Source organism: Desulfosporosinus lacus DSM 15449, from assembly GCF_900129935.1.
GTDB classification, from domain to species: Bacteria; Bacillota; Desulfitobacteriia; order Desulfitobacteriales; family Desulfitobacteriaceae; genus Desulfosporosinus; species Desulfosporosinus lacus.
Genome location: NZ_FQXJ01000003.1, coordinates 708,845 through 734,175 on the forward strand (window position 1 = coordinate 708,845; position 25,331 = coordinate 734,175).

Annotated in this window: 18 protein-coding genes; all 18 read left to right on the forward strand. The window is 42.7% G+C overall.

The features are described 5' to 3' along the window. Positions 1–36 precede the first annotated feature (36 nt). The 18 genes from gmd to cshA all read left to right on the forward strand — a co-directional run bounded on the left by gmd (position 37) and on the right by cshA (position 25,250). Entirely contained in the window at positions 37–1,068 is a 1,032-nt protein-coding gene (gmd, locus tag BUB11_RS03395) for a GDP-mannose 4,6-dehydratase (protein WP_073027863.1), read from the forward strand. Continuing rightward, positions 1,065–1,856 carry an ABC transporter permease gene (locus BUB11_RS03400; protein ID WP_073027865.1) on the forward strand — a complete coding sequence of 264 codons (792 nt, stop codon included), beginning with the start codon at positions 1,065–1,067 and terminating at the stop codon, positions 1,854–1,856. Before gmd ends, BUB11_RS03400 begins: the two co-directional genes overlap by 4 nt. Continuing rightward, the gene (locus BUB11_RS03405; RefSeq protein WP_073027867.1) at positions 1,853–3,082 is read left to right on the forward strand and encodes an ABC transporter ATP-binding protein; all 1,230 of its coding nucleotides are present in this window, start codon (positions 1,853–1,855) and stop codon (positions 3,080–3,082) included. The genes BUB11_RS03400 and BUB11_RS03405 overlap by 4 nt, the downstream gene beginning before the upstream one ends. After that, positions 3,079–4,488, forward strand: coding sequence for an FkbM family methyltransferase (locus tag BUB11_RS03410; RefSeq protein WP_073027869.1), 1,410 nt, complete (start codon positions 3,079–3,081; stop codon positions 4,486–4,488). The genes BUB11_RS03405 and BUB11_RS03410 overlap by 4 nt, the downstream gene beginning before the upstream one ends. Continuing rightward, on the forward strand, positions 4,488–8,195 hold the full coding sequence (locus BUB11_RS03415) for a glycosyltransferase (protein WP_073027870.1): 3,708 nt from the start codon (positions 4,488–4,490) through the stop codon (positions 8,193–8,195). Before BUB11_RS03410 ends, BUB11_RS03415 begins: the two co-directional genes overlap by 1 nt. Positions 8,196–8,232: 37 nt before the next feature. Next, positions 8,233–9,315, forward strand: coding sequence for a glycosyltransferase family 4 protein (locus BUB11_RS03420; protein ID WP_073027872.1), 1,083 nt, complete (start codon positions 8,233–8,235; stop codon positions 9,313–9,315). Positions 9,316–9,823: 508 nt separating this feature from the next. Beyond that, entirely contained in the window at positions 9,824–12,076 is a 2,253-nt protein-coding gene (locus BUB11_RS03425) for a hypothetical protein (protein WP_073027874.1), read from the forward strand. A gap of 263 nt (positions 12,077–12,339) precedes the next feature. Next, positions 12,340–13,290, forward strand: coding sequence for a glycosyltransferase family 2 protein (locus BUB11_RS03430; protein WP_073027875.1), 951 nt, complete (start codon positions 12,340–12,342; stop codon positions 13,288–13,290). Positions 13,291–13,392: 102 nt separating this feature from the next. Beyond that, positions 13,393–14,034, forward strand: coding sequence for a class I SAM-dependent methyltransferase (locus tag BUB11_RS03435; RefSeq protein WP_073027877.1), 642 nt, complete (start codon positions 13,393–13,395; stop codon positions 14,032–14,034). A gap of 160 nt (positions 14,035–14,194) precedes the next feature. Further along, a complete protein-coding gene (locus tag BUB11_RS03440) occupies positions 14,195–15,076 on the forward strand; it encodes a hypothetical protein (RefSeq protein ID WP_073027879.1) in 882 nt (293 codons plus the stop codon). Between the two features lie 54 nt (positions 15,077–15,130). After that, positions 15,131–16,462, forward strand: a complete 1,332-nt coding sequence (locus tag BUB11_RS03445) for a UDP-glucose dehydrogenase family protein (RefSeq protein WP_073027880.1) — start codon at positions 15,131–15,133, stop codon at positions 16,460–16,462. A gap of 45 nt (positions 16,463–16,507) precedes the next feature. Beyond that, positions 16,508–17,686, forward strand: a complete 1,179-nt coding sequence (locus tag BUB11_RS03450; protein WP_084110138.1) for a glycosyltransferase — start codon at positions 16,508–16,510, stop codon at positions 17,684–17,686. A 42-nt stretch (positions 17,687–17,728) separates the two neighbouring features. Continuing rightward, positions 17,729–19,102, forward strand: a complete 1,374-nt coding sequence (locus BUB11_RS03455; protein ID WP_073027882.1) for a sugar phosphate nucleotidyltransferase — start codon at positions 17,729–17,731, stop codon at positions 19,100–19,102. An 80-nt stretch (positions 19,103–19,182) separates the two neighbouring features. Next, positions 19,183–19,401 carry a transcriptional regulator gene (locus BUB11_RS03460; protein ID WP_073027884.1) on the forward strand — a complete coding sequence of 73 codons (219 nt, stop codon included), beginning with the start codon at positions 19,183–19,185 and terminating at the stop codon, positions 19,399–19,401. A gap of 135 nt (positions 19,402–19,536) precedes the next feature. Beyond that, complete coding sequence (locus tag BUB11_RS03465) at positions 19,537–21,387, forward strand: O-antigen ligase family protein (RefSeq protein ID WP_073027885.1); 1,851 nt, start codon at positions 19,537–19,539, stop codon at positions 21,385–21,387. A 364-nt stretch (positions 21,388–21,751) separates the two neighbouring features. Further along, complete coding sequence (locus BUB11_RS28155; protein ID WP_242947440.1) at positions 21,752–21,916, forward strand: hypothetical protein; 165 nt, start codon at positions 21,752–21,754, stop codon at positions 21,914–21,916. 262 nt (positions 21,917–22,178) lie between these two features. Beyond that, the gene (locus tag BUB11_RS03470) at positions 22,179–23,351 is read left to right on the forward strand and encodes a TolC family protein (RefSeq protein ID WP_073027887.1); all 1,173 of its coding nucleotides are present in this window, start codon (positions 22,179–22,181) and stop codon (positions 23,349–23,351) included. A gap of 405 nt (positions 23,352–23,756) precedes the next feature. Then, positions 23,757–25,250 carry a degradosome RNA helicase CshA gene (gene cshA, locus BUB11_RS03475; protein ID WP_073027889.1) on the forward strand — a complete coding sequence of 498 codons (1,494 nt, stop codon included), beginning with the start codon at positions 23,757–23,759 and terminating at the stop codon, positions 25,248–25,250. The last annotated feature ends 81 nt before the right edge of the window (positions 25,251–25,331 follow it).

Below are 25,331 nucleotides of genomic sequence, written 5' to 3' on the forward strand. Positions count from 1 at the left end.
GATAGAAATATAACGAGCTAGGAAGGGATTGTTTAGATGAAACGCGCATTAATAACTGGAATAACTGGTCAGGATGGCTCCTATCTAACAGAGCTTTTGTTAGAAAAGGGATACAAGGTATATGGGGTTGTTCGACGTAAGAGTAAGGCTGACTTTGGAACTGTGGAACATCTTAAGAAGGACATTGAATTTATCTATGCCGACTTGACAGATATGGCCTCACTTATCCGTGCCATGAAGATCGCACAACCAGACGAAGTGTATAACTTAGCCGCTCAATCCTTCGTAGCCACTTCGTGGGAGCAGCCGATAGCAACGTCAGAGATTAACGCTATTGGAGTAACCAATTTGCTCGAGGCTATCCTCGTTGTGAAGCCTGAAGCGCGTTTCTATCAGGCATCAACCAGTGAAATGTTCGGCTTAGTACAAGAGACTCCTCAAACTGAAACAACTCCCTTTTATCCACGGAGTCCTTATGGAGTTGCCAAGCTCTATGGGCATTGGATTACTAAAAATTATCGTGAAAGTTTCCAGATGTATGCATGTTCTGGTATTTTATTCAACCATGAGTCTCCACGACGCGGCTTGGAATTTGTGACACGAAAGATCACAGACGCCGTGGCACGAATTAAGTATGGCTTACAGGACACTCTATACTTGGGCAATATGGATGCCAAAAGGGATTGGGGTTACGCTGGAGATTATGTCAAGGCCATGTGGTTGATGCTTCAGCAAAAGGAAGCGGATGATTATGTCATCGCCTCAGGTGAGACTCACCCGGTACGCGAGTTTGTAGAACTGGCGTTTCGACATGCTGGGTTTGAAATAGATTGGACCGGGGAGGGTGTAGGAGAGAAGGGACTGGACCGGGCGACGGGAAAAGTCTTAGTGGCTGTGGACCCGCGGTTTTTCCGTCCGGCAGAAATAGAACTGCTTCTTGGTAACCCTGATAAAGCATATCAGGTATTAGGCTGGGAACGGGCTGTGGGGTTTGAGGAACTTGTTCGAAAAATGGTCGTGGCGGACCTGAAACAGGTGGGCAGTGAAGTGGCTGGGAGCACTAAATGAGCTGGATCAGAGAACTATATTACTATCGCTATTTTATTAGAACTTCTATAGTGAACGAATTTCGTGCGCGATTTGTACGAAGTCGCCTAGGGGCGGCATGGATGATCCTTAATCCATTGGCGCAAGTGGTGATCTTTGCGTTTATCCTCTCAGAAGTTTTGTCTGCAAAATTACCAGGCATTGAAAACAAGTATGCCTATGCGATCTATTTGATGGCTGGAACTGTTGGATGGTCACTCTTCGCTGAGATTTTTAATCGATGCCTGACTGTCTTTATTGATAATGGTAACACCATGAAAAAACTTGCTTTTCCTAAAAGCACCCTTCCAGTTATAGTCGTAGGTTCGGCCCTTGTGAACAATCTGCTCTTGCTTGTATCTGTGATCGTAATTTTTGCTATGCTGGGTCATACGGTGTCCTCAGCTATCTTATGGTTACCTTTTGTTATGATTGTGACGATCGCATTTGCGGTTGGACTTGGTCTTTTTTTGGGGGTACTTAATGTATTTATACGTGACATCGGACAAATCATGCCGATCATCTTGCAGATTTGGTATTGGTTCACTCCAGTAGTTTATATGGAGGCGATCTTGCCAAAAGGATATGGTAAGTATATAGCTCTCAATCCGATGTACCCTATCATCTCGGCGTATCATAATATATTTGTATTTCAAAAAACTCCTAACATGACAGGAATAGGAGTCATTGGATGCATATCAGCAGGGTTGCTGTTACTTGCGGTCTTTGTATATCGTCGTGCAAGTGCGGAAATGGTGGATGTTTTATGAGTGGTGCATTGGACGTAAACGGCGTTGCTAAAGCGTACCGTCAGTATAAAGGCGAAATTCAGCGTGTTGCTTCATGGTTTGTCCCGAATGTTTACCCGGCTAAAGAGACATGGGTGCTCGAAGACATTAGCTTTTCGCTCTCTCCAGGAGAGGCTGTGGGGATTATCGGACAAAATGGTGCTGGTAAAAGCACACTCCTCAAGATCATCACAGGCACGACTAAACCCACAAATGGAAGCGTGCAAGTGAAGGGCAAGATTGCCGCGATTTTAGAACTAGGAATGGGGTTTAATCCAGACCTCACCGGCCGTCAAAACGTCTATCATTCGGCAGGATTAATGGGTTATACCAGCGAACAAATCGATACTGTCATTAATAATATTGAGGAATTTGCTGAGATCGGCAAGTATTTTGAAGATCCAGTGCGCACTTTCTCAAGTGGGATGCAGATGCGCGTGGCTTTCGCAGTCGCGACGGCTTTTCGTCCTGATATTCTGATTATCGATGAGGCACTTAGTGTGGGAGACTCTTACTTTCAGCACAAAAGTTTCGATCGTATCCGCGAGTTTCGAGAACAAGGGACAAGCCTTCTTTTTGTCTCACACGATAAAGGAGCAATCTTGGCCTTATGTGATAGGGCTATTTTACTTGACAAGGGTCACCTGCTTAGAGATGGCGATCCGGAGGAGATAACCGACTACTACAATGCTCTAATCGCAGAGAAAGCAAATAGCACGATTGAACAGGTGGTAATGGGTAACGGAGGCATACAAACACGCTCCGGAACCGCTGAAGCTAAAGTAATAGAGGTTGCTCTGTATAATGCTAAAGGTCAAGTTGCTGAATATGTCGGAGTGGGTGAGCGGGTTGAATTACGAATCAAGGTTAAGGTTTATCAATCCATTGAAACCTTGGTATTGGGCTATGGTATCAAAGATCGTTTAGGCCAAGTAATGCATGGTACAAACACTTGGCATACGAAGCAAGTTATCAACAAACCAAATGTTGGAAGTGAATATGAATTCGTCATCGCCTTTCAAGCAAACCTGGGAGTGGGCAGCTACTCCATTCAGACCGCATTGGTCGATCGTGACACGCACCTTACAGCTAACTACGAATGGCTTGACCTTGCCTTGGTTTTTAATGTTATAAATATCGATAAGGTGCATTTTGCTGGTTGTATGTGGATCGAGTCGAGGATAACAATAGAGGAGTATGGTAAATGAGATTTATTTCTTATGCCCAGAATTTTGAAGATGTTATGCTCTGGCGGGCGCTTAAGCATGTAGAGATAGGATTCTATGTCGATGTTGGTGCAAATGACCCACAGCATGACTCTGTAACTAAGGCGTTTTACGAACGCGGTTGGCGTGGTATCAATATCGAGCCAGTCTCCCAGTGGTTTAATAGGTTAGTAAGTGAACGTACACGGGACATTAACCTGCAAGTTGCCGTGGGTGCTCAGTCAGGAGAGACAATAATCTACGATCTACCTGACACGGGCTTGTCTACCATGGATAAATCAATTGCGGAACGACATGAGACGGAGCGGGGTTATCGAAAAGTCGAGTATAAAGTGCATGTTAAAACCTTGACAGAGATCTGTATTAACCTGCATATAGCTCCGATTCATTTTCTGAAAATTGACGTCGAGGGTGCCGAGAATGAGGTACTCGAAGGGATTGATTTTTCTAAACTTAGGCCGTGGATTGTGGTAGTAGAATCTACGCTACCGAACACTCAAATAGAAGATTATGCAAACTGGGAACCTATTTTGCTGAATGCAAATTACGATTATGTATACTTCGATGGCTTGAATCGATTTTACGTGGCGCAAGAACATCCAGAACTCAGAAAAAGTTTTATAACGCCTCCCAATGTGTTTGATGACTTTGCTACCCAAGAGGTGTCTATAGCCAACGCACATATTGAGTATCTAACCTTACAGCTTGACGAAATTAATCGAATGATGACAGAGCAAAATAGTACGATCGTTGAACAACAGATCAATAACCAGCATCAAACTTTACAACTTGATGAATTAAATCAAAAGCTCACAGAAACACAAACTGCGTTGACTGAACAACAGGCCCGCGCTCAGCATCTTCAAGACGAGTGGAATACAGCTAACGCAAAAATAGACGAACTAAACCATTATTCTCAACATTGGTGGACGGTGGCTGACGGTCTAAACCAAGAGATGCAAGCTGCTTATCACAGCAAGTCCTGGCGTATCACTGGGCCATTACGTATGGTTATGAAATTCCTACGGCAGTTATCTTTTTTCCTATTGAGGATGGTACGTTGGATGCTCTCTCTACCCAAACGTATTGTTAAGCGCACAGTGAGCATAGCAGTACTTTATGTACTAGCAAGACCTAGTTTAAAAGCAAAAGGTACAAATCTTCTCGCTAAGCATCCTGAATTCAAAGCCCGTCTTCGCTCGGTGGTATCCAATAATGGCATATTAGTACATCGGTCTGGTTCCGCTGAGCCATCTCGTCTACCGATACCTGATCAATCAGAAAACCTACATCTGAACCCCAATATTGCCCAACTAAGCAGCCATGCACGACACATTTACGAGGATCTAACAGGGGCAATTGCTAAGCACCAAAAGGAGGATAACTGATGCGTATCGTACTGGATATGCAAGGAGCACAATCAACTGGTAGCCGAAATCGTGGTATTGGTCGTTATACTCTTTCACTCGCTAAAGCTATAGCGCTTAATCAAGGTGAACACGAAATAATCCTCGCATTGAACGGCCTCTTCCCCGATACCATTGAACCCATCCGTGCAGCTTTCGTCGATCTACTACCGCAGGAGAACATCCTCATCTGGTATGCGCCAGGACAGGTGAGTAGCTCAAATGTTGAGAATATTTGGCGCCGTCGCGTAGCAGAGTTAACCCGAGAGGCATTTTTGGCGAGACTTAACCCAGATATCGTTTTAATTAGTAGTCTTTTTGAGGGGTTTAATGATGATGCTGTTACAAGTATTGATACGCTGAGTAGTACAGTCCCGACAGCGGTGATTCTTTATGACTTAATTCCTCTTATTCACCGCCAGCCGTATCTGGAAAATCCACTAGTCGAGTCATGGTATGAGAACAAGCTTGGTCACCTGCGCCGCGCCAAGATGTTACTTGCTATTTCAGAATCTTCACGGCAGGAGAGCATGTCTTATCTTGGCTTTTCTTCGGACAATTCCATCAACATCTCTACAGCAGCCGAATCTCATTTTCAACCCAAGTTAATAAAAACTACTCAAGCAACAGAAATTTGTCAACGCTATGGACTGTTACGTCCTTTCGTAATGTATACTGGAGGCATCGACCACCGTAAAAATATTGAAGGATTGATTCGTGCCTATGCAAGGTTGTCCAAAACACTTCGAGATGGTCACCAATTAGCAGTAGTCTGTTCCATTCAGCCACAGGACCGCGAAAGATTGTACAATATTGCCATAAAATATGGTCTTTCATGCGATGAGGTTATTTTTACTAGTTTTGTGCCGGAAGAGGACCTAATTGTTCTTTACAACCTTTGTAAGGTCTTTATTTTTCCTTCTTGGCACGAAGGCTTTGGACTGCCAGCACTAGAGGCTATGAGCTGTGGAAAGGCAGTAATCGGTGCAAATACAACAAGTTTGCCAGAAGTTATTGGCAGAGAAGATGCCCTCTTTGATCCTCATAGCGACATGGCAATTACTGAAAAACTGACTCAAGTACTAGTTGATGACGTCTTTCGTCAAGAACTAGAACAGTACGGAATTGAACAGGCTAGAAAGTTCTCATGGGAGAATAGTGCTAAACAGACGATTATTACCTTTGAAAAATGGCTTGCACATCAGGAACAAAGGACAACGCCAATTTGTATCTCGCCGCGCCGACTAAAATTAGCGTACATTTCCCCATTACTACCTGAACGTAGTGGTATAAGTGACTATAGTGCTGAACTCCTGCCAGAACTGGCATGTTACTACGATATCGATGTCATTGTGGCACAAGATACTGTTTCTGACACTTGGGTAAAAGCAAATTGTTCCATTCGAAGCGTTGAGTGGTTCCGTGCCAACGCTCCTCGCTATGACCGGGTGCTTTACCACTTTGGTAATTCCCCTTTTCATCAACATATGTTCGCGCTTCTTGATGAGATCCCTGGCACGGTCGTACTTCACGATTTTTTCCTATCAGGTATCGTTTCCCATATAGATTTTAACGGGGATGTCCCAAATTGTTGGGCTATTGAATTATATCGGGCGCATGGCTATCAGGCAATGCAAGAACGCTTCCATGCTACCTCTCGGGATGAAGTAGTATGGAAGTATCCTTGTAATTACGGCGTCCTGCATAATGCACGGGGCATCATCGTGCACTCTGAAAATTCTCGGCGACTGGCAGAGTCTTGGTACGGTGCGTCTGTGGCTCAAGATTGGTTGGTAGTTCCGCTCTTGCGAATTCCTGCCACAGTGCAAGATCGTACCAGAGCCCGTCAAGCCTTGAATTTTGACGCGGACGATTTCATCGTTTGCAGTTTCGGTCTGCTAGGCCCAATCAAGCTCAACGAGCGTCTACTAAAGGCCTGGCTTAGTTCAAGTCTAGCAAAAAACCAAAGCTGCATACTGGTTTTTGCAGGGGAAAACGATAAAGGGGATTATGGAGAGCGCTTACTTAATGACATAAGCAACAGCGGACTGACTAAACGTATCAGAGTAACTGGATGGCTGGATATTGCCTCCTTCCGTCAATATCTTGCTGCGGTTGATGTGGGAGTGCAGTTGCGCACCCTTTCCCGTGGTGAAACATCGGGCGCCGTGTTGGATTGCATGAATTATGGCCTGCCCACTATCGTTAATGCAAACGGCAGTATGGCAGATCTGCCTGATGACGTGGTATGGAAAATTCCAGATGAATTTAGCGAGGATGAGCTCAAGGAGGCCTTGGAGGTGTTATGGCGGGATGAGTCGTTGCGTCAAAGACTGGGAGAGCAAGCCCGGGAGGCTATTGTTACCAATAATGCGCCTCGTGCTTGTGCCAAACAGTATTGTGATGCAATCGAGGGTATGTACAAGAAAGCTTTTACAGGTATTTCTGGGTTGACGCAGGCGATTGCCCGGATTGAATCTGCGCCGAAGGATTCTTCGGCTTATCAGACGCTAGCCAGTTGTATCGCGCATTCATTGCCAACTAAACTTGCTTCCAGGCAATTGCTTGTTGATATTTCGGTGCTGGTTCAAGGCGACGCCAAATCTGGCATCCAGCGCGTGGTGCGCAGTATCCTTCGAGTCTGGCTTGAGCATCCGCCTTCAGGGTGGCGGGTCGAACCCGTGTATGCCCCGCTTGATGCGGGCTATCGATATGCGCGTCGTTTTACCGCAGGATTTTTAGGCTGTCCGACTACCGGCTTGACTGATGACCCTATCGAATATCGGTCTGGTGATCTCTTCTTAGGGTTGGATCTTCAACATCATGTCGCTCTGAAGCAACAAGAAACTTATCAGCAGATGCGTCGCCATGGCACTGAAGTTAGGTTTATGGTCTACGATCTATTACCGCTCATGATGCCACGGGCGTTTCCAGAAGGGATTGCACAACTGCATAAAGACTGGCTAGATGTGGTATTTCAAAGTGATGGTGCGGTGTGCATTTCTAAAGCCGTGGCTAATGAACTGAGCGGGTGGTTCAAGAAAAATGCTCCTCACCGGCTGCGGTCATTCAAGATTGGCTGGTTTCACCTTGGTGCGGACATTAAAAACTCAGTACCTTCTAGCGGTCTGTCTGATGATGCCGATGCAGTGATAGAGAAAATTCGTAAACGCTCTAGCTTCTTGATGGTTGGAACAATTGAACCTCGCAAAGGTCATGCTCAGACGTTAGAGGCCATGGATCGGCTTTGGGCCAAAGGTGTTGATGCTAATCTTGTTATCGTCGGTAAGCAAGGCTGGAAGGTCGAAGCACTTATTGAGAAGCTACGTCACCACATAAAACTAAATGAGCATCTGTTCTGGCTGGATGGGATCAGCGATGAATATCTAGAAAAGGTCTATGCCGTAAGTACCTGCCTCATCGCCGCCAGCGAAGGCGAGGGATTCGGTCTGCCTCTCGTTGAAGCCGCGCAGCATAAACTGCCCATCATCGCCCGTGACATCCCAGTATTTCGTGAAGTAGCTGCCGAGCATGCATTTTATTTTGTGGGAGAGAAACCACAAGCTTTGGCAGACGCCATTGAGAGATGGTTAACACTGGATAGCGAAGGCAAAACTCCGCAGTCCATAGGGATGCCTTACCTTACGTGGAGAGAGAGCGCGCAAAAGTTGCTTAATGAGGTATTTTAGAGACAGCTCATTTATAATAAAAAATGGAGGTCAAGAGATGAAAGTGGCAATCGACATGAGGGCGTTGCCAAGAACAGGTATCGGAAATTATAGTCAAGCTCTCTTTGAAGGACTTCCTAAGCTCTTTCCTGCAACAATAAAGACGGTATCGGTTGCAGATAACGTAATAATTTCAAGACAGAAGCTACGAGGTTACATAAACCGTTTAAGCAGACTGTGGTGGGAGCAGCAAAAACTACCGAATCTTCTCCGTAAAAATCAAGTTGACATTCTGCATAATCCTATGAATCATGGACTCCCGATAAAACAGGTCTGTAAATCTGTTGTAACTATACATGACGTAATTCCTTTAGTCTTTAGCGATCAATATCTCAAGACATTTGTGGAACGCACTTATTATAATTTAGCGTTAAAAGTGGCGATATCACGGTCATCCATGATAATTACAGATTCAGCATTTTCTATGAATGAAATTATTAAGTACTTAGATGTACCAATCAAAAAGATAAGGGTTATTCCTTTGGCGTGCGGGAAAGAATTTAAACCAGTTCTCGAAATGAATAGGTTAAAAAACGTTAGAGAAAAGTTTGGACTTAGGCGACCATTTCTCCTGACGATAGGAGGAAATGAGCCGAGAAAGAATGTAGCTCGATTAATAAATAGCTTTGAAGGAATTAGCGAGAAGTATAGTGTAGATTTGGCTGTAGTGGGGGGGGACTGGAGGGGAAGCGGGTTTAGTAAGGGAATTATGAAAGCTAACAATGTTTATTTTCTAGGTTCAGTTGAGCAAGAGGAACTTGTTGCTTTATATAGTTCTGCTGAACTGTTTGTTTTTCCTTCGCTGTATGAGGGATTTGGTCTTCCAATACTGGAGGCAATGGCTTGTGGATCCCCTGTAGTTGCGTCAAACACTTCATCTATTCCTGAGGTTGCAGGAGATGCGGCGTTACTTTTTGATCCTCGTGATCAAGAGGATATGAATAGAACTATTAGGGGGATTCTTGGCAGTCGTGAAATAAAAGAAGAACTGAAGCAAAAGGGCTTCGAACGAGCAAAGCAATTTACTTGGGAGAATACACTGAATAAAACTATGGAGGCTTATAGGTATGTATTGAGCTAACTTCTAGTTAACACCAGTGCCTATGTTAATATTAGATGGCGGATTTGCTCAGGGTGGGTTTCAGAAGATGGGAACTAATTTGTTCACTGGCTTTGTTTGGTTTATTGGCTATGTCACTTAGTGGCTTGAGTTTTCGATTCTACTTGCATTATTGTTTTTCGTTTTTGTTCACATGTCGTGGGACTAGTAGACAATGGCATTGTCGTAGGTTGCTATCCTTTTTGGTAGTTTTTGGGCTAATACTTAACGAAGTGCTATTACTAATTTCACCAGATTCCTTGACTGCCAGGATGATACTTGGACTGGTAGGGGCATTTTTGTATTGTCTGTCTCGCTGGACTACTCACGCAAGGAACACCTGCCGGAGTGGGCGTAAGGGAATTTATCCAGTTTTTTGTACGGCGTAGTTAAAGAGGCGGATTTGGTGCTGGCCGTTTACGATAGGACGAGTAGTGACAATATTGGGAGATTTTTAGAGGCCTGCGAATCTTAGGAAACGGAGTAAAGTATGAATATAAGATTAATTATGAGTCACCGTATGCTAGCCTCCCTGTTTACTATTGCTACTTGGTGTTTTATGCTTTTTATAAATGGTGCGGTGCCCTTTTGGTCATTACCGACACTGGCACAGGCTGTTTGGACGACAGGGTTTTCACTCTCGTTTATTCAAAATTCGTTACTTTCCATTCAAGCAACGAATTTTGGATATCCCCATCCAGCTTCGATCGCCTTCGGTTTAGCGGGTGCTTACCCGGCTGGAATATTGATCGCGATGGGGTTGAATCCATCTGACGCCTATACGATCATGATTGCGGTTTGGCTAACTGTGGCTTTCTGGGGTGCTTGGCGAGTGGGGCGTTTTCTGGGGCTGTCGGCATCCTTATCTGCGTTGGGTGCTCTGTTGTGGACGAGTGCTCCCATCATTTGGGCGCATGCGGGATATTCGATGCTTAGTCTGGGTATTGCTCTGTTGCCTTTCTATTTTTCTACTGTAGTGATTTTTCTAGTAAATACTGTGACGATGGGGCGAGCCAATTTGAAGTCGATGATTGGATACTTGGTGGTTCCTATCATCGCAGTATTCATGGATGGCTACAGTTTTATGTTTTTTGCTGTCGGATCGAGTATCTTCGCGGGTTATATTCTTATTCATTATAAAGAGATGCGCACTTATTTAATAAAATACGCACTTCCCATTCATGTTTTGGCTTTTAGTTGGGCTTATGGGCTTTACGCGTTATATATCGGCAAGGCGGATTATAGTCCTGCACTGATGGATTTCTTTCGCGGTTGGGGGCTTGATCTCTCGTTTATCGCTATCCCAACGAAGGGTATGCTTTGGTTATGGGATTTACTGAGGTTAAGTGTTGCACGTTCAGATGCGCAGTTTTTTGGTGACGCGTCTGTATGGGTAACGACATTCTCTCTACCCTTGATTCTATTAGGTGCCGTGGCCTGGTGGTCGACTCGTAAAAGTTCCAGGTTAGCTACTGGCTTTTTAATATTGGCGCTTTTCGGGTTTTATATGGCGTTAGGTCCCTCGCTGAAGGTTGATTCAACCAAACCGGAATCCATGCAGATCGCTATGCCCCATCAGATGAGTGCTTTAATGCCCGCTGACCTCGCTATTGCGCCCACTGGCAACGCAGTTCTGTCTAAATATGTGCCGGGATTTAATAATATGCGCGCAGCCTATCGCTGGAGTGCTTTGGGCATGTTTGGATTTTGGGCATTGGTGTTGTTGCTATTGGCGCGAAAGCAGTCCTCTTCTGCCCGATTTGTTATTATTGGTCTAATCGTTTTTCTGATTTTGAATAACCTGCCGAATCTTACCGGTCAATGGCAGGCAGCTAAAAACAATCGTATTATGTTTTTAGCATTGGATCATGATCTCGTGAAACCACTTTCCCAAGATCTTAAGCCTGGTGAGACAGTAGCGTTTCTGCCGTATCGGAACGATTTTCTGGTGAATTACCTAGCACCGAAGTTGGGTATTCGAACTTTCAACGTCGGTGGTGACAAGAATCTGGCCGAAGCACGTACGCACTGGCCAGACATTATGAAACAGTTTAAAATGGATCAGGTTGATCCCGGGTTTTCAGGTCGCGTGGCACAGTTGCTCGCGACGGGTGAGGCGAATGCCGTGGTATTGCCTTACATTGACATGCTTTGGGCTGCTCATGCTTGGCCGTACCCGGACAAATATCAGGCTGAGCTCAAACCGGCCGAGAAGGAACTCGAAGCATCAAAATTATTCGAAGTTGTTCATCGTCAACGTTATGCGGTGGTGCGCCTGAAACCGGCATATGCAGCGCAGGCAGATTCGTCGGTACTTCTAAATATTCTAGCGACAGATATGCCAAGCCCGCCGCTTGGTCTAAAGAGGGATTATTTCACAACTGATTTTGCGCTTCATCAAGTCGGTCGCGTTGAGAAGAATGTAATGTTTACGACGAGTCAAGCTGGTTTTCTAGCCTACGGTCCGTATCAGCCTCTCAATGCTGAGCGCTACCGCCTCACAGTTAAGGGTGAGGCCAGTGCGATTAAGGATGCATGGGTGGATGTGGTATCACATAAGGGTACAATCCAACATGCGAAATTTCCGCTTTCAATTGCAGGTAACGGTCCTACCGGTGTATTGGCCACTGGTGAGGTGTCGCTTGATTCGTCTGTCGATGACATCGAGGTGCGGGTGCATGTGGGTGCATCAGATGTAGTAAGGTTGAATGGATATGAGCTTATCGTGGTGAAATCAAAATAGAATCCTGGCAAAGGGAATTCAGCATAACAGTTAACATATTGGTAGATGCTTCATTACTTTCGCCGAAAACTAATTTGGCAAATATACTTGTGAGAATTGTATCCAAAAAAATAATACTGATAAGAGGCATACTGTCCTTAAGAGCTTGATAAGCAAGAACCCTCTAATTAACGATCGGATAGATTAAACATGGATATTGGTCAGAAATTATCGAAAGAATTATAATGTTAATTAACTGAATTAACAAAGGGGATATAATCATTATGAAGCTTATTATTCAAATACCGTGCTATAACGAGGAGGAAACCCTAGCGGTAACCTATGCGGATTTGCCAAAACAAATTGATGGAATTGAGGAAATAGAGTATCTCATCATCAATGACGGCAGCAGCGATCGAACCGTTGAAGTGGCACAGGAGCTAGGATTTCACCACATAGTGTCTTTTAAGCAAAATAAAGGTCTTGCGAAAGGGTTTATGGCGGGGATTGACGCCTGCTTGCACCTTGGCGCAGATATCATTGTCAACACTGATGCGGATAACCAGTATCGCGGAGCGGATATCGAAAAGTTGGTGAGCCCAATTCTGGAGGAAAAAGCGGATATAGTTATCGGCGAGCGCCCTATTAATGAGACTGAGCATTTTTCGTGGAAGAAAAAGAAGTTTCAGTATATAGGTAGTTGGGTGGTGCGGTTGGCATCGGGGACAAAAGTTCCGGATGCCCCCAGCGGGTTTCGCGCCTATTCCCGGGAGGCAGCAATGCGTCTGAATGTGGTAAACGAGTATACATACACTCTGGAAACTATCATTCAGGCCGGGCACAATAAAATTGCCATGACCTCCGTTCCCATCCGAACCAATCCAGAGACAAGGGAATCCCGCTTGTTTAAAAACATGTGGGCCTATATGAAGCGGTCTGCCTCGGTGATTATAAGAGCTTTTATGATGTACAAGCCTCTTAAGTTTTTTGGATCATGGGGGACCATTGCCTTTTTGCTTGGTGTTGCCATTGGCGTTCGATTTTTGTTTTACTATTTGGTAGGTGCAGGAGATGGACATATTCAGTCCCTTATTTTATCAGCTGTTCTGATTTTAATGGGTGTGCAAATCTTTATCGTTGGATTGCAAGCGGATATTATCGCGGCCAACCGAAAGATACTTGAGGATGTTCAATATAGAGTGAGGAAGATTGAGTGTTCAAAAAAAGAGGCTTGATTTAAATCAAATGATAGGAATCACTTTAATCATAGTCGGGTTAGTGGAATTAGGTCAAAAAAGTTTGGCAACAGCTCGGATAAAAGGTTGTGAAGAATTATTATGAAAACCTCACACGGTGAAATAGAAGATGGTGTGGTCGTAGGTAATACCTATGATAAATATGGTTCAAGAAACCGCATTGTCAAGGTCATTATGAGTGGTTATGATAATGCATTAAGTGAATTAGTACGTAAAACAAAGCCAAAAGATATTCATGAGATTGGTTGTGGTGAAGGTTATTGGGTTTTACGTTGGCATCAAGAAAATATTAAGGCTAGGGGATCTGATTTTTCTAGAAAAGTAATCAATATAGCCCGAACTAATGCGGTGGAATCGGGAATATCTGATTTGTTGTTCGAGCAGTTTAGTATATATGACCTCATTCATGATCGTGACTCGGCGGATTTGATTGTATGCTGTGAGGTTCTTGAACATTTGGAAGATCCAGAAGCTGGAATGGCCGCATTACAAAGGATCGCTAAAAACTATATAATTTTAAGTGTACCTCGGGAACCATTATGGCGTATCCTCAATCTTGCACGAGGTAAATATATAGCCCATTTAGGGAATACACCTGGCCATATGCAGCACTGGTCGAAAAAAAGCTTTCTATGCCTCGTGAATAAGTATTTTAATGTTTTAGAAGTAAAGAACCCACTACCTTGGACGATGGTATTGTGCCGTGCAAAACATATAGTATAGGAATCTGGTCTCAGAGGCTAAAGTCAATGATCCAGTAATATTTAATTTATTACTTTTCCTCTAGTCGACCGGGCGATCGTCTGGAGATCAACATTATCAGGATAACCCTAATTCAATCAAGAGTTTACGATTTTTCAATTGATGGATGGTGCAATATATTATGATAGATCGCGGAGAAGTTCTCAATAAACTCAAATTAGCTTTATCATGGGTTGGTGGGGCGCTTTCCATTATTGGTGTACTTTTTGTTGTGATTCGGCTAGTTGGTTATATCGACAAGCTTGATCTGTCATGGATACAGCCGATCGATTGGTTCGCGTTTTTAGTCCTTGCTATTTTATACGCAATTATAAATGTTGCACTCGTTTTAGCCTGGTATCAAATTCTAGTGTTCCTAAGAGCGCCGCTCGGTTTGTACCAGGCCGCTTATGTATATGGAATGTCACAACTGGCTAAATATGTTCCGGGCAATATTTTTCATCTCGCTAGTAGACAAGCGTTAGGCGTGGCGGCAGGGGTACCTGGGTGGGCATTGGCTAAATCCTCCGTATGGGAAATAGGGCTGATTGCATTCGTAGGCGCTTTGTTCGGGCTATTGGCTCTGCCACTGTGGTGGCAGAGCTTCCCGACTTTTTTAGCATTAATGTTATTTGTAATGGTGTTACTCGTCGTAGTTCTAGCGATTAGGCGCTGGCTTGATTTATCATTAGCATTGGCCTTGGGATGGCATGTATTATTTTTAGTAATGTCTGGTTTAATATTTATGGGAGTACTTGTAATTATATCACCGAGTTTTATGACTATAGATATAGTGATTAAATTAGTTGGAGCTTATGTTATAGCTTGGCTCGTTGGACTGATTACACCTGGCGCACCTGCAGGAGTGGGGGTGCGAGAAATAGTTTTATTATTTCTCTTAAAGGGTGTAGTTGTAGAGGTGGATTTGTTACTGGCTGTGGCGTTAGGGCGAGTGATGACAGTAATGGGAGATTTAATATTCTTTTTTGCAACTGTTTTTCTCGGAAAAAAGGGTGATTTATGATAAATTGGGTGCAAGATCCGAATAGACAGGAATTTCAAAAGGAGAATGGATGTTATGTATAACATAGGCGTAATTGGCACAGGCTATGTCGGCCTTGTGCAGGGCGTTATCATGGCAGAGTTCGGCATGAACGTTATTTGCATGGATGTAGTATCGGAAAAGATCGAAAAGCTGAAAAAGGGTATTCTACCAATTTATGAGCCGGGACTCAAGGAACTGCTCGACAAAAACGTCACTTCAGGTAGGCTACACTTTTTAACGGACATACAGGAAACAGTTGAAAAAAGCGATGTCATTTTTATAGCGGTTGGAACACCACCTCAAGATGACGGAAGCGCCGATCTCCAATATGTTCAGGCAGTCGCTAAAAGTATTGGTAAATACATGAACGGTTATAAGATCATTGTGGACAAGTCTACCGTACCAGTTGGGACAGGAAAAATAGTACGCGACATTGTTCAGGAAGAGCTTGATAGACGAGGTGGCAACTTTGAATTTGACATTGTATCCAATCCTGAATTTCTCCGTGAGGGCAAGGCGGTTCGCGACTGCCTGACGCCAGATAGAGTTGTCATTGGTGCAGAAAGTGAAAAAGCCGTTGATATTATGAAAAAGGTATACGATGTACTTTACATTAATCAGACGCCCTTTCTAATCACCAATCTTGAGACTGCGGAAATGATTAAGTACGCTTCCAATGCTTTTTTGGCAGTGAAAATTTCCTTTATTAATGAGATGGCATTGCTTGCCGATAAGGTCGGCGCTAATATTCAGGAAATTGCTCGGGGAATGGGAATGGATGGTAGAATATCCCCTAAGTTTCTACATGCTGGCCCTGGTTACGGAGGTTCCTGTTTTCCTAAGGATACCAAGGCAATTGCAGATATTGCCCATCAATATGATGAGCAATTGCTGGTTATTGAAGCGGCTATCAAGGCCAATGAGAAGCAGAAACGAAAAATGAGCGAAAGGATTATCAGCACCGTTTCGCAAGAGGTTCCCCTTGAACACGCCACTTTTGCAATATGGGGCTTATCTTTTAAACCGGAAACAGACGATATGCGTGACGCGCCTTCTATTGACATTATCCGTGCACTTGTCAGTGTAGGTGCAAAAATTCGTGCCTATTGCCCCGAGGGTTTGAAGGAGGCAAAATGGAGATTAAAAGATATTGAGGACTCCATGACGTATTGTAGAAACGAGTATGAAGCCGCTGAGGGGGCCGATGCTATCATTCTTTTGACTGAATGGCATCAGTTTAGAGGTGCCTACCTGAACAAAGTTAAGGATGTTATGAAAAACGACTATTTCTTTGATTTGCGTAATGTCTTTTCCAAGAATATTGAAGTTAAAAAGATATTTAAGTATTCGGGAGTTGGATGCTGATCAAAGCTATGGCTGGCTTAGTGGAATTGATACATGGGGGACAAGATGACTAATAATGCAAAAGAAGTTGTACACATGAAAAATCCAGAATACCAACTAAAAGTCGCCATAGTTCACGAATGGTTGACCAATATGGGCGGTTCGGAACAAGTGGTAGGTGTCCTTCTAGAACTTTTTCCAGATGCTCCTGTCTATACATCCTTATATGAATCGGCTAACTTGGAGCCAAGTTTGGCTGAGGCTGATGTTCGCCCGTCCTTTTTACAGCGTCTTCCCAAATTCATGCGTAAACATCAAAACTTGTTGCCCTTAATGCCTTATGCCTTTGAACAATTCGACTTAAGTGATTATGATTTGGTCCTCAGTAGTTCTTCGTCTTGTGCGAAAGGGGTAATCACTGGGACTAAGACGATTCATGTCTGCTATTGTTATACACCGATGCGCTACGCTTGGGATTCATATCATTTTTACATGAAATCTTTAAAGTGTCTAAAGCGTTGGTTGGCAGTTTGGCTAATGCATCGGATTCGTATGTGGGATCGGCTCAGTGCGGACAGGGTGGATCATTTTATTGCCATATCGCATGCGGTTCAAGAACGGATCCGAAAACATTATAGGCGTGAATCACGCGTGGTATATCCACCTGTGGATATCGATCGGTTTACGTCTACTTGTGTAAGGGAAGAGTTTTATGTGGTTGTCTCTAGATTAGTGGGGTATAAAAGGGTTGACTTAGCGATCGAGGCCTGCAATCGTTTAGGACGTAATCTAGTAGTGATTGGTGATGGTGAGGAGCAAAAACGCTTAAAGGCTATGGATCGTAGTAAAGGTGAAATGATAAAGTTTCTGGGTCGCCAGAGTGATCTAGTCGTTGCAGATTATTTAGCCCGTGCTCGAGCCTTTCTGTTTCCCGGAGAAGAGGATTTTGGCTTAACTATGGTAGAAGCCTTAGCTTCTGGTTGTCCAGTGATTACTTATGGTCAAGGTGGAGCGGTTGATATTGTCGAAGACGGTGTAACGGGTGTATTATTTAAAGAGCAGACCGCCGAGGGAATGATGGCAGGGATTTTACGCTTTGAGGAATTAAGCGGTAAAGGTCAAGGGGATTTTGAGCCCTCCTTGTTAAGGAGTAAAGCTGGCGAATTTAGCAAGGAAAATTTCAAGAAGTCTTTGCTAAATGTCTTAGTGGAATTGGGGGTATTATCGAACCCAGTTCCTGATTGAGATTGGTCACATAGATTACATAAATATTTAGGAGTGTTCAAGATGAAATTAATCTTACTTTCGGGTGGTTCTGGTAAAAGGCTTTGGCCTTTATCCAATGATGCAAGGTCAAAGCAATTTTTAAAAGTACTACAAAATAAGCAAGGTGAACCAGTTTCCATGGTTCAACGGGTGTGGGAGCAGTTGGATTCAGTGGGACTGGCTCATTCTTCATTGGTAGCCACTAGTAAATCCCAAGTTGATATGATTCAACGTCAATTGGGACAAGCTGTTACGATGATTGTTGAACCAGAGCGAAGAGATACTTTTCCGGCGATCGCTTTGGCTGCTTCTTATCTTTATTCCGTGGAAAAGACCGGATTAGATGAGACAGTGGTCGTCTTACCTGTCGATCCTCATGTCGAGGTTGGTTTTTTTAGTAAGATTAAAGAGTTGGAGAAGGTACTCGAGGATTCCAAGGCTAATTTGGCACTCATTGGAGTATCTCCTACGTTTCCTTCGGAAAAGTATGGGTATATCGTGCCTGAGCTTAACCAGGATAACCGACCTTATTCTAGGGTCAGTTATTTTAGGGAAAAGCCCAAGGGCACCGATGCTGAGAAACTTATTCAGCAACAGGCTCTCTGGAATTGTGGAGTATTTGCATTCAAACTTAATTACATTATTTCACAACTAACCCAAAAAGGTCTTCCAACTGACTACGAAGAGTTGCTGCAACAATATACAGCAATGCCTAAAATTAGTTTTGATTATGAAGTGGTGGAAAAAGCTGAGCATATTGTCGTTCTTAGATACGATGGTGAATGGAAAGACCTGGGTACCTGGAATACCTTAACAGAGGAAATGCCTAATGGTCTAGTGGGTAATGCGATCTTAAGTGAGGGTTCGATTAATACCCATGTTATTAATGAGTTGGATATTCCGGTCGTGGTTCTTGGTGTCTCCAATGCGGTAATAGCTGTAAGTCCTGACGGAATTTTAGTCACAGATAAAGACTCCAGTCCGTCGATTAAGGACTTAGTGGGTAAGTTTGACCTGCGGCCGATGTATGAGGAGAGACGTTGGGGGTGGTATCGAGTTTTAGACCGTACGGTGTTTGAGGGTGGCAACGAGGTTCTAACTAAGAGGCTAAGCTTAATGGCGGGCAGGAATTTTAGTTATCAATATCATAATAAACGGAGTGAGGTCTGGACCATTATTAGTGGTGAAGGTCTTTATGCTTTTAACGGGGTAGTATGTCGTGTTAAGCCAGGAGATGTGTTAGATATTCCGGTTGGAGCTAAACATGGTTTAAGGGCTGTCACTGATTTGGAATTTATCGAAGTCCAGATGGGTAGTGACCTTGTTGAGGAGGATATTGTCCGAATTTATATGACCTGGGAAGAAGTAGAAGAACATTGTACTTGGGCTGAGTGAGTAAAGACGGTAGATTTGACAGTTGACTAAAACATTGTTAAGTATCTGGGATAAAAGTTCTAAGGATAGGAGGAATTACCTTGTTTTTTGGCTTGGAGTTCAAGGATAAAAAAACCATCAAAGAGCTCCGAAAAAACCAAAACTTGACTGCCAAGGAATTGGCGGGCAAATTGAAATTGGATACCGTGGATATCTTAAAAATTGATAACCAGAGACTGAGGGACATTGAAGAACCTTTAAGAAGCAAACTCATTCCAATTTTAAGGGGCGATTACATGGACAATATGACTTGGCTTTAACCTAAATAAGGGATTACGAATGTACCACATTTCTGAGCTAAACTTTAGTTCCTTAGAAGCCAAGAAGACAATTTAGATATTTAACTTAAATAAGTTTTTATTAATTTTTCCAACGTTCAGGAGGGGGGGAGATTTATGGTTGTAAAAAATACTGAGATAAACTATAAATGGTATTTATTATTGCCTCTAATGTTCTTACTGGCGGTTGTGCCTTTAATAGTTTATCTCAAAGTTGTACCACTAACCGGGGCATCCTTTGATTTTTGGACCGGGCAGAAGGAAAATCTGGACTTTTTCTCTTATTACAAGATGGTTTGGATCTTGATTAGTAGCCTCATTGCAGTCGGAGTTATGGCATTAATTGTTATGCTTAACGGACTTGATAGGATTAGGGGAACCTATTATTATATCCCAATGGCAGTTTATGCTTTTTTTGTGATTCTTTCGACAGAGTTTTCTAAGTATACGGATATCTCGTTAACAGGTTTTACCGATCGATACGAAGGAATGTACGTGCTTTTAGCCTATATGGCTATCTTATTTGTCACCATCAATCTTGTGAATAAGGAAGAGCATATCAAAGTCCTCTTAGTAGCTCTATTTACGGGAGCTGTTATGATCGGCCTTATAGGTGTATTTCAATATATAGGTTACGATTTCTTTAAATCAGGCTTTGGAAAAAATCTCATTTTACCTAAGGTTTACGAACCTATGGCGGACAAATTGCAGTTTCAGTTTGGCGAGAATTTAATATACTCAACCCTTTATCACCTTAACTATGTTGGTAGTTATATGGCCATGCTTTTCCCCTTAACTTTTGCACTGTTTATCCTTACGAAAAAAGGATGGCTTAAAGTTCTCTTTGCTTTACTAGCCCTTTTAATGGCAGTTAACTGGCTAGGATCTACTTCACGGGCTGGTATGTTCGGTGGTACTCTTGCAATTGTAATTTTAATGGTTATGATTAACAAAGTGATAATTAAGAACTGGAAGTATTTCCTAAGTGGATTGATTATATTAGGAGCTCTAGTATTCGGGCTTAATTATCTATCGAATGGGTATTTAGGCTCAAGGATAGGTTCCTTAATTAACAATGCCCTGGAGTTTACTCAAAGTGCCGATAATGGCGGTGCTAAAGCTAATATGCCCTTGCAAGGATTAGATATAAACGGAAACCAAGCAACGTTGGTGACATCTACCGAAATACTTATACTTTCGGTTGAAGGTGATCAAATTGCTTTAAAGGACAAAGATGGTAATCCGATTCAAATGAGTTATGAGGAAAGTAAAGGTAAGTTAAATTTAGAAGATGATAGGTATAAAGACTACAAACTGACTTTGGGTAAGTTGAATGATGCGAATGTTTTACAATTAACAAAAGGGAACATGAAATTCAAATTTAAACTAGCTAAGGACCAAGTAACTTTGTTAAACAATAAAGGTCAGGTAGTCAATATGGAACCTGTCGAAAAATGGGGGTTTGAAGGTAAAGAATTGTTAGGGTCCTCAAGGGGTTACATCTGGTCCAGGTCAATTCCTTTACTGAAACATACCTTATTTATGGGTTACGGGCCGGATACCTTTGCAATCTATTTCCCCCAAAATGACTTTATGGGGAAATCCTATGCTTATTCCGGAGATATGTGGCAAGTGGTGGATAAGCCTCATAATTTATACTTACAGGTTGGACTTAACACTGGGATTATCTCCCTTTTAGCTCTTTTATCCTTGTTCATTGCCTATTTTGTCAGGAGCGTAAGACTTTATTTTAGAAGTGATTATAGTGATTTTGTTTCCCAGGCCGGTGTAGGTATCTTTGTTGCAGTTTGTGGTTATCTCGGTGCAGCATTCTTTAATGATAGTGTCGTTTCAGTGGCTCCAGTGTTTTGGGTTCTCTTGGGACTAGGTATTAGTACTAATTATATGTTGGAGAAGCAGAAGAAGAGCTTGAGTACTCAGCCAACAACGGGAGATCGAAAGTTATAATATATTTAGAAACAAGACTAATAAATTGTCACTAGGATAGGATCTAAACGACAGGAAGTACCTCTGACAATACGCGAAAAGAGTCTTTTGCTTTCATGGGCAAAGGACTCTTTTGGCGCCTCGGAGGTTGCCTCTTTTTTATTATCTATGTCACTAACTTTACAATTGAAATTGTATCTGTTAGAATCCACCATATAAATCGAAAAGGGGGACATAGAACAGTGGTTAAGCATAAATAGTTAAGGATTATCGGTGTAATAACGATGTTTCTTTTGATAACAGGATGTTAAGGTTCGAAATCCGGTTCCGGAAACAACAGTAGAGGACCAGGTGAATCAGGAGACTGAGTCTAAGGCGAATACATTTGCGAGTGATGACGGATCTGGCAAAACAGCTGGAAGCAGAAGAAGGAATTGAACGTGTCATGGTTCAGGTAGAGGAAGGAGAACAACGTGGAGTAAACGTTGATATAGTAATAAATAATGAGCAGGAACTGTCCGTGGATCAAGTTGTTGAAAAATACAGCTAGATTATTAAAGAAAAATATCTTGACAGGCCTATTGATATTATTATTGCCAATTGCCAAAGAAGGGAAACTGCTTAAGCAGGCTACACTGAAATAGGTGGCAAACCTCGAGTGAAGTGTACACGCTCCTTCCCTCGAGATACAAAAGCCACAATTGTTACAAATAAACCTATTATTACAATTGACATTAGAAAAACTGTAAACTACAATAAGCGCATAGGTATCATGAAAGGAAGTTACAAGGTATCATGAAAGGAAGTTACATATGAAGAAACTAATCGGAATATCAATATTATCAACTATGTTAATTTTAGGGCAACCTTTTATGGCGTTTGCTGACGCAACGAGTACGAAGGTAATCAACTTCGCGGATATTAAGGGTATTATTGCTGAACAAAATATTGACGTTCAAATCAATAAGAACTCCAGTCTGAAAGATAAAGTAGACTTCTCAAATATAAAGAAAAATATTAAAGATTTAGAGGATGACCTAGAAGATCTAGATAATCAAAGGGATAGTACAGGTATCACTACTGGCGAGATAATGGCTATTAACGCCGAAAAACGTATGTTACTCGATGCACTAAAGGAATATGAGAGAGGTGCAATCGATCGTCCTACTTTGGAAGCTAGGATTGATCTTAACAACTCAATGAACGATGAATTGATTGTTCGTGCGGCGGAAAGTTTATTTATTGGTGTTAATCAGGCGGATTTAGGTATTTTAACTATCTCCTCAAGCATAAAAACTTTGGAAAAGCAACTAGTTGCGATGCAGTTGCAAGAGAGTTTAGGGATGATTTCCCATAATAATATCAATGAGCTTAAAACTAATTTAGTAAACTTGCAGACTCAACTTGAAAGCACAGAATTTCAACAAGCTTCTTTAGAGCGCCAACTTAAAAATTTGTTTAACGATCAAGAAAATACTTTGGTAATCGGGAGTACCCCTGCTACGGTTGAAGACTTTATCATTGAAGACGAAGAGGCAGATTTAGAAAAGGCTTTAGAGAACAGTTATGCAATAAAATTGCAGGAACTACAGATTACAATGAATCAAGCTACTCTTGATAGAGCTAAAAAGGATAATGGAGCCTCATCGAAGCAGTATAAGAAGGCAAATTATGATTTAACTAATGCCAACTTGAAGCTTACTCAGATGAATGACACCTTAAAATCAAATTATCATACTATGATCGATAATATCGCGAAAACTCAAAGCGATCTTCGACTGGCAGAGCAAACTCTTGGAGATAAAAAAGTGAAGCTTTCAGAAGCTCAACTCAGGAAAGGCCTAGGGATGATTTCACAATTGGAACTGGATGAAGCAACAACGAACTATCAGCTTCAAGAAAATGCAGTAAAAACAAAGCAAATCGATTTGTTTAATGCAAAATGCAATTACGAATGGTTTTTAAAAGGAATGCCACAAGCATAGTTGAAAAATATTCATGTATCCACAATCTAGGGGTAAATCTGTGGATTTATCTTGACTTTCGCAAACATTAGTGCTAATTTTATTTTGTAAGTCAGTTAAGGCCCTATTGAACCATTGACTTGCGCAATTGGGACCTCCGGACGCGGAGGTCCTTTAGTATGTCTAGATTAGAATTTTATTTCATGTGCTTTCTATTAATGGATAACTATGGTATAATATATAGTTGGTGCCATAAAGCGTCTATTTCTCTCGTTGGCGAAACTCACGCGCTATCGCGAATATTCTGTTTCGGCGGTTAATTGATAGATAAGATATTTTTTCTTCGCAGTCATAGTTCGCAGTTATAGATAAGGACGCAATTGGAAAACTTAAAGAATATAACATATAAAAAGGAGAATGAAAGTATTGGCTACATTTACAGACTTATCGTTAAGTGAACCGGTTATTCGATCGATTATCAACATGGGGTTTGAAGAAACAACTCCAATTCAAGAACAGACGATTCCTACAGCAATGGAAGGTAGAGATTTAATCGGGCAGGCCCAAACCGGAACAGGCAAAACAGCTGCTTACGGGATACCTTTGGTTGAGAGAATTATGTCTCAAGCCGAACATATACAAGGGATTGTTCTGGCACCTACTCGGGAATTAGCGGTCCAAGTGGCTGAGGAGCTAAACAAGATCGGGCAATTTAAACGAATTAATGCCTTACCCATTTATGGCGGACAAGGAATCGATTGGCAAATTAGAGCTCTTAAGAAGAGACCACATATTATTGTGGCGACTCCAGGACGTTTGATGGACCACATGAGAAGGAAAACGATTCGCCTTCATGAAATCAAAATCGTTGTTCTGGACGAAGCGGATGAGATGCTGAATATGGGCTTTTTGGATGATATCGAAACCATCCTGAAGGAAATCCCTGAAGAACGCCAGACATTGCTCTTCTCGGCAACGATGCCCAGACAGATTCAAAACATTGCCCAGCGGTTTATGAAGAACCCAGAGCTGATTAGTATTAAAGCGACCGGTGTCACGGTCTCTGATATTGAGCAACATTACGTGGAAGTCACGGAGCGTTTAAAGTTCGACGTCTTATCACGTATCTTAGATATTCAATCCCCAGATTTGTCGATTGTGTTCGCCCGAACCAAGCGGCGCGTGGATGAGCTCTCTGAGGCCTTGAGTAAGCGTGGGTATTCCGCTGAAGGCATTCATGGAGACCTAACTCAAAGCAAGAGAGACAGCGTCCTGAGACAGTTTAAAGACGGGACTATAGAAGTTTTGGTCGCTACTGATGTGGCTGCCCGGGGGCTCGATATCAGCGGAGTAACTCACGTCTTTAACTTTGATATCCCTCAAGACCCAGAGAGTTATGTCCATCGCGTAGGCCGTACCGGCCGGGCAGGGAAATCCGGTCTGGCGATTACCTTAGTCACTCCACGGGAGATAGGTATGCTTCGCCTGATTGAATCTGTAATTAAGCGAAGAATCATTCGTAAACCTATTCCAACCATCGTAGAAGCAGTCCAAGGGCAACAACGCCTGACTATGACTGAGATCTTGCGTGTCATTGCAGAAGAAGACATCGAGAAATATAAAGGAGTCGCTGAAGATTTACTGGCTGAAAACGATTCAGTAACACTTTTGTCCGCAGCGCTCAAGATTATTACCAAAGAACCTGACAATGTCGAAGTTCGCTTGACCGAAGCCGCACCGGCTCGGGGCAGAAGCATGGGCGGCAGAAACATGGGGAATGCCAGACCTCAGCAAGGAAACTTCCATCGTGATGGCTACGGTCAAAAGGTGGATACCTGGTCGAGGAGAAAAGGCGCCGATTTCCGTGGAGGCACTGCCGCACCTCAAAGAGGCAGGGACAATAAGAGGAACGGCCAATAGGTTTTTATATTCAGGAAAAGGTTGTTAGTGACCTTTTCCTTTTCTTTTGAGTATAATTTAGCTTGTTGGAGGGAGTTAAGA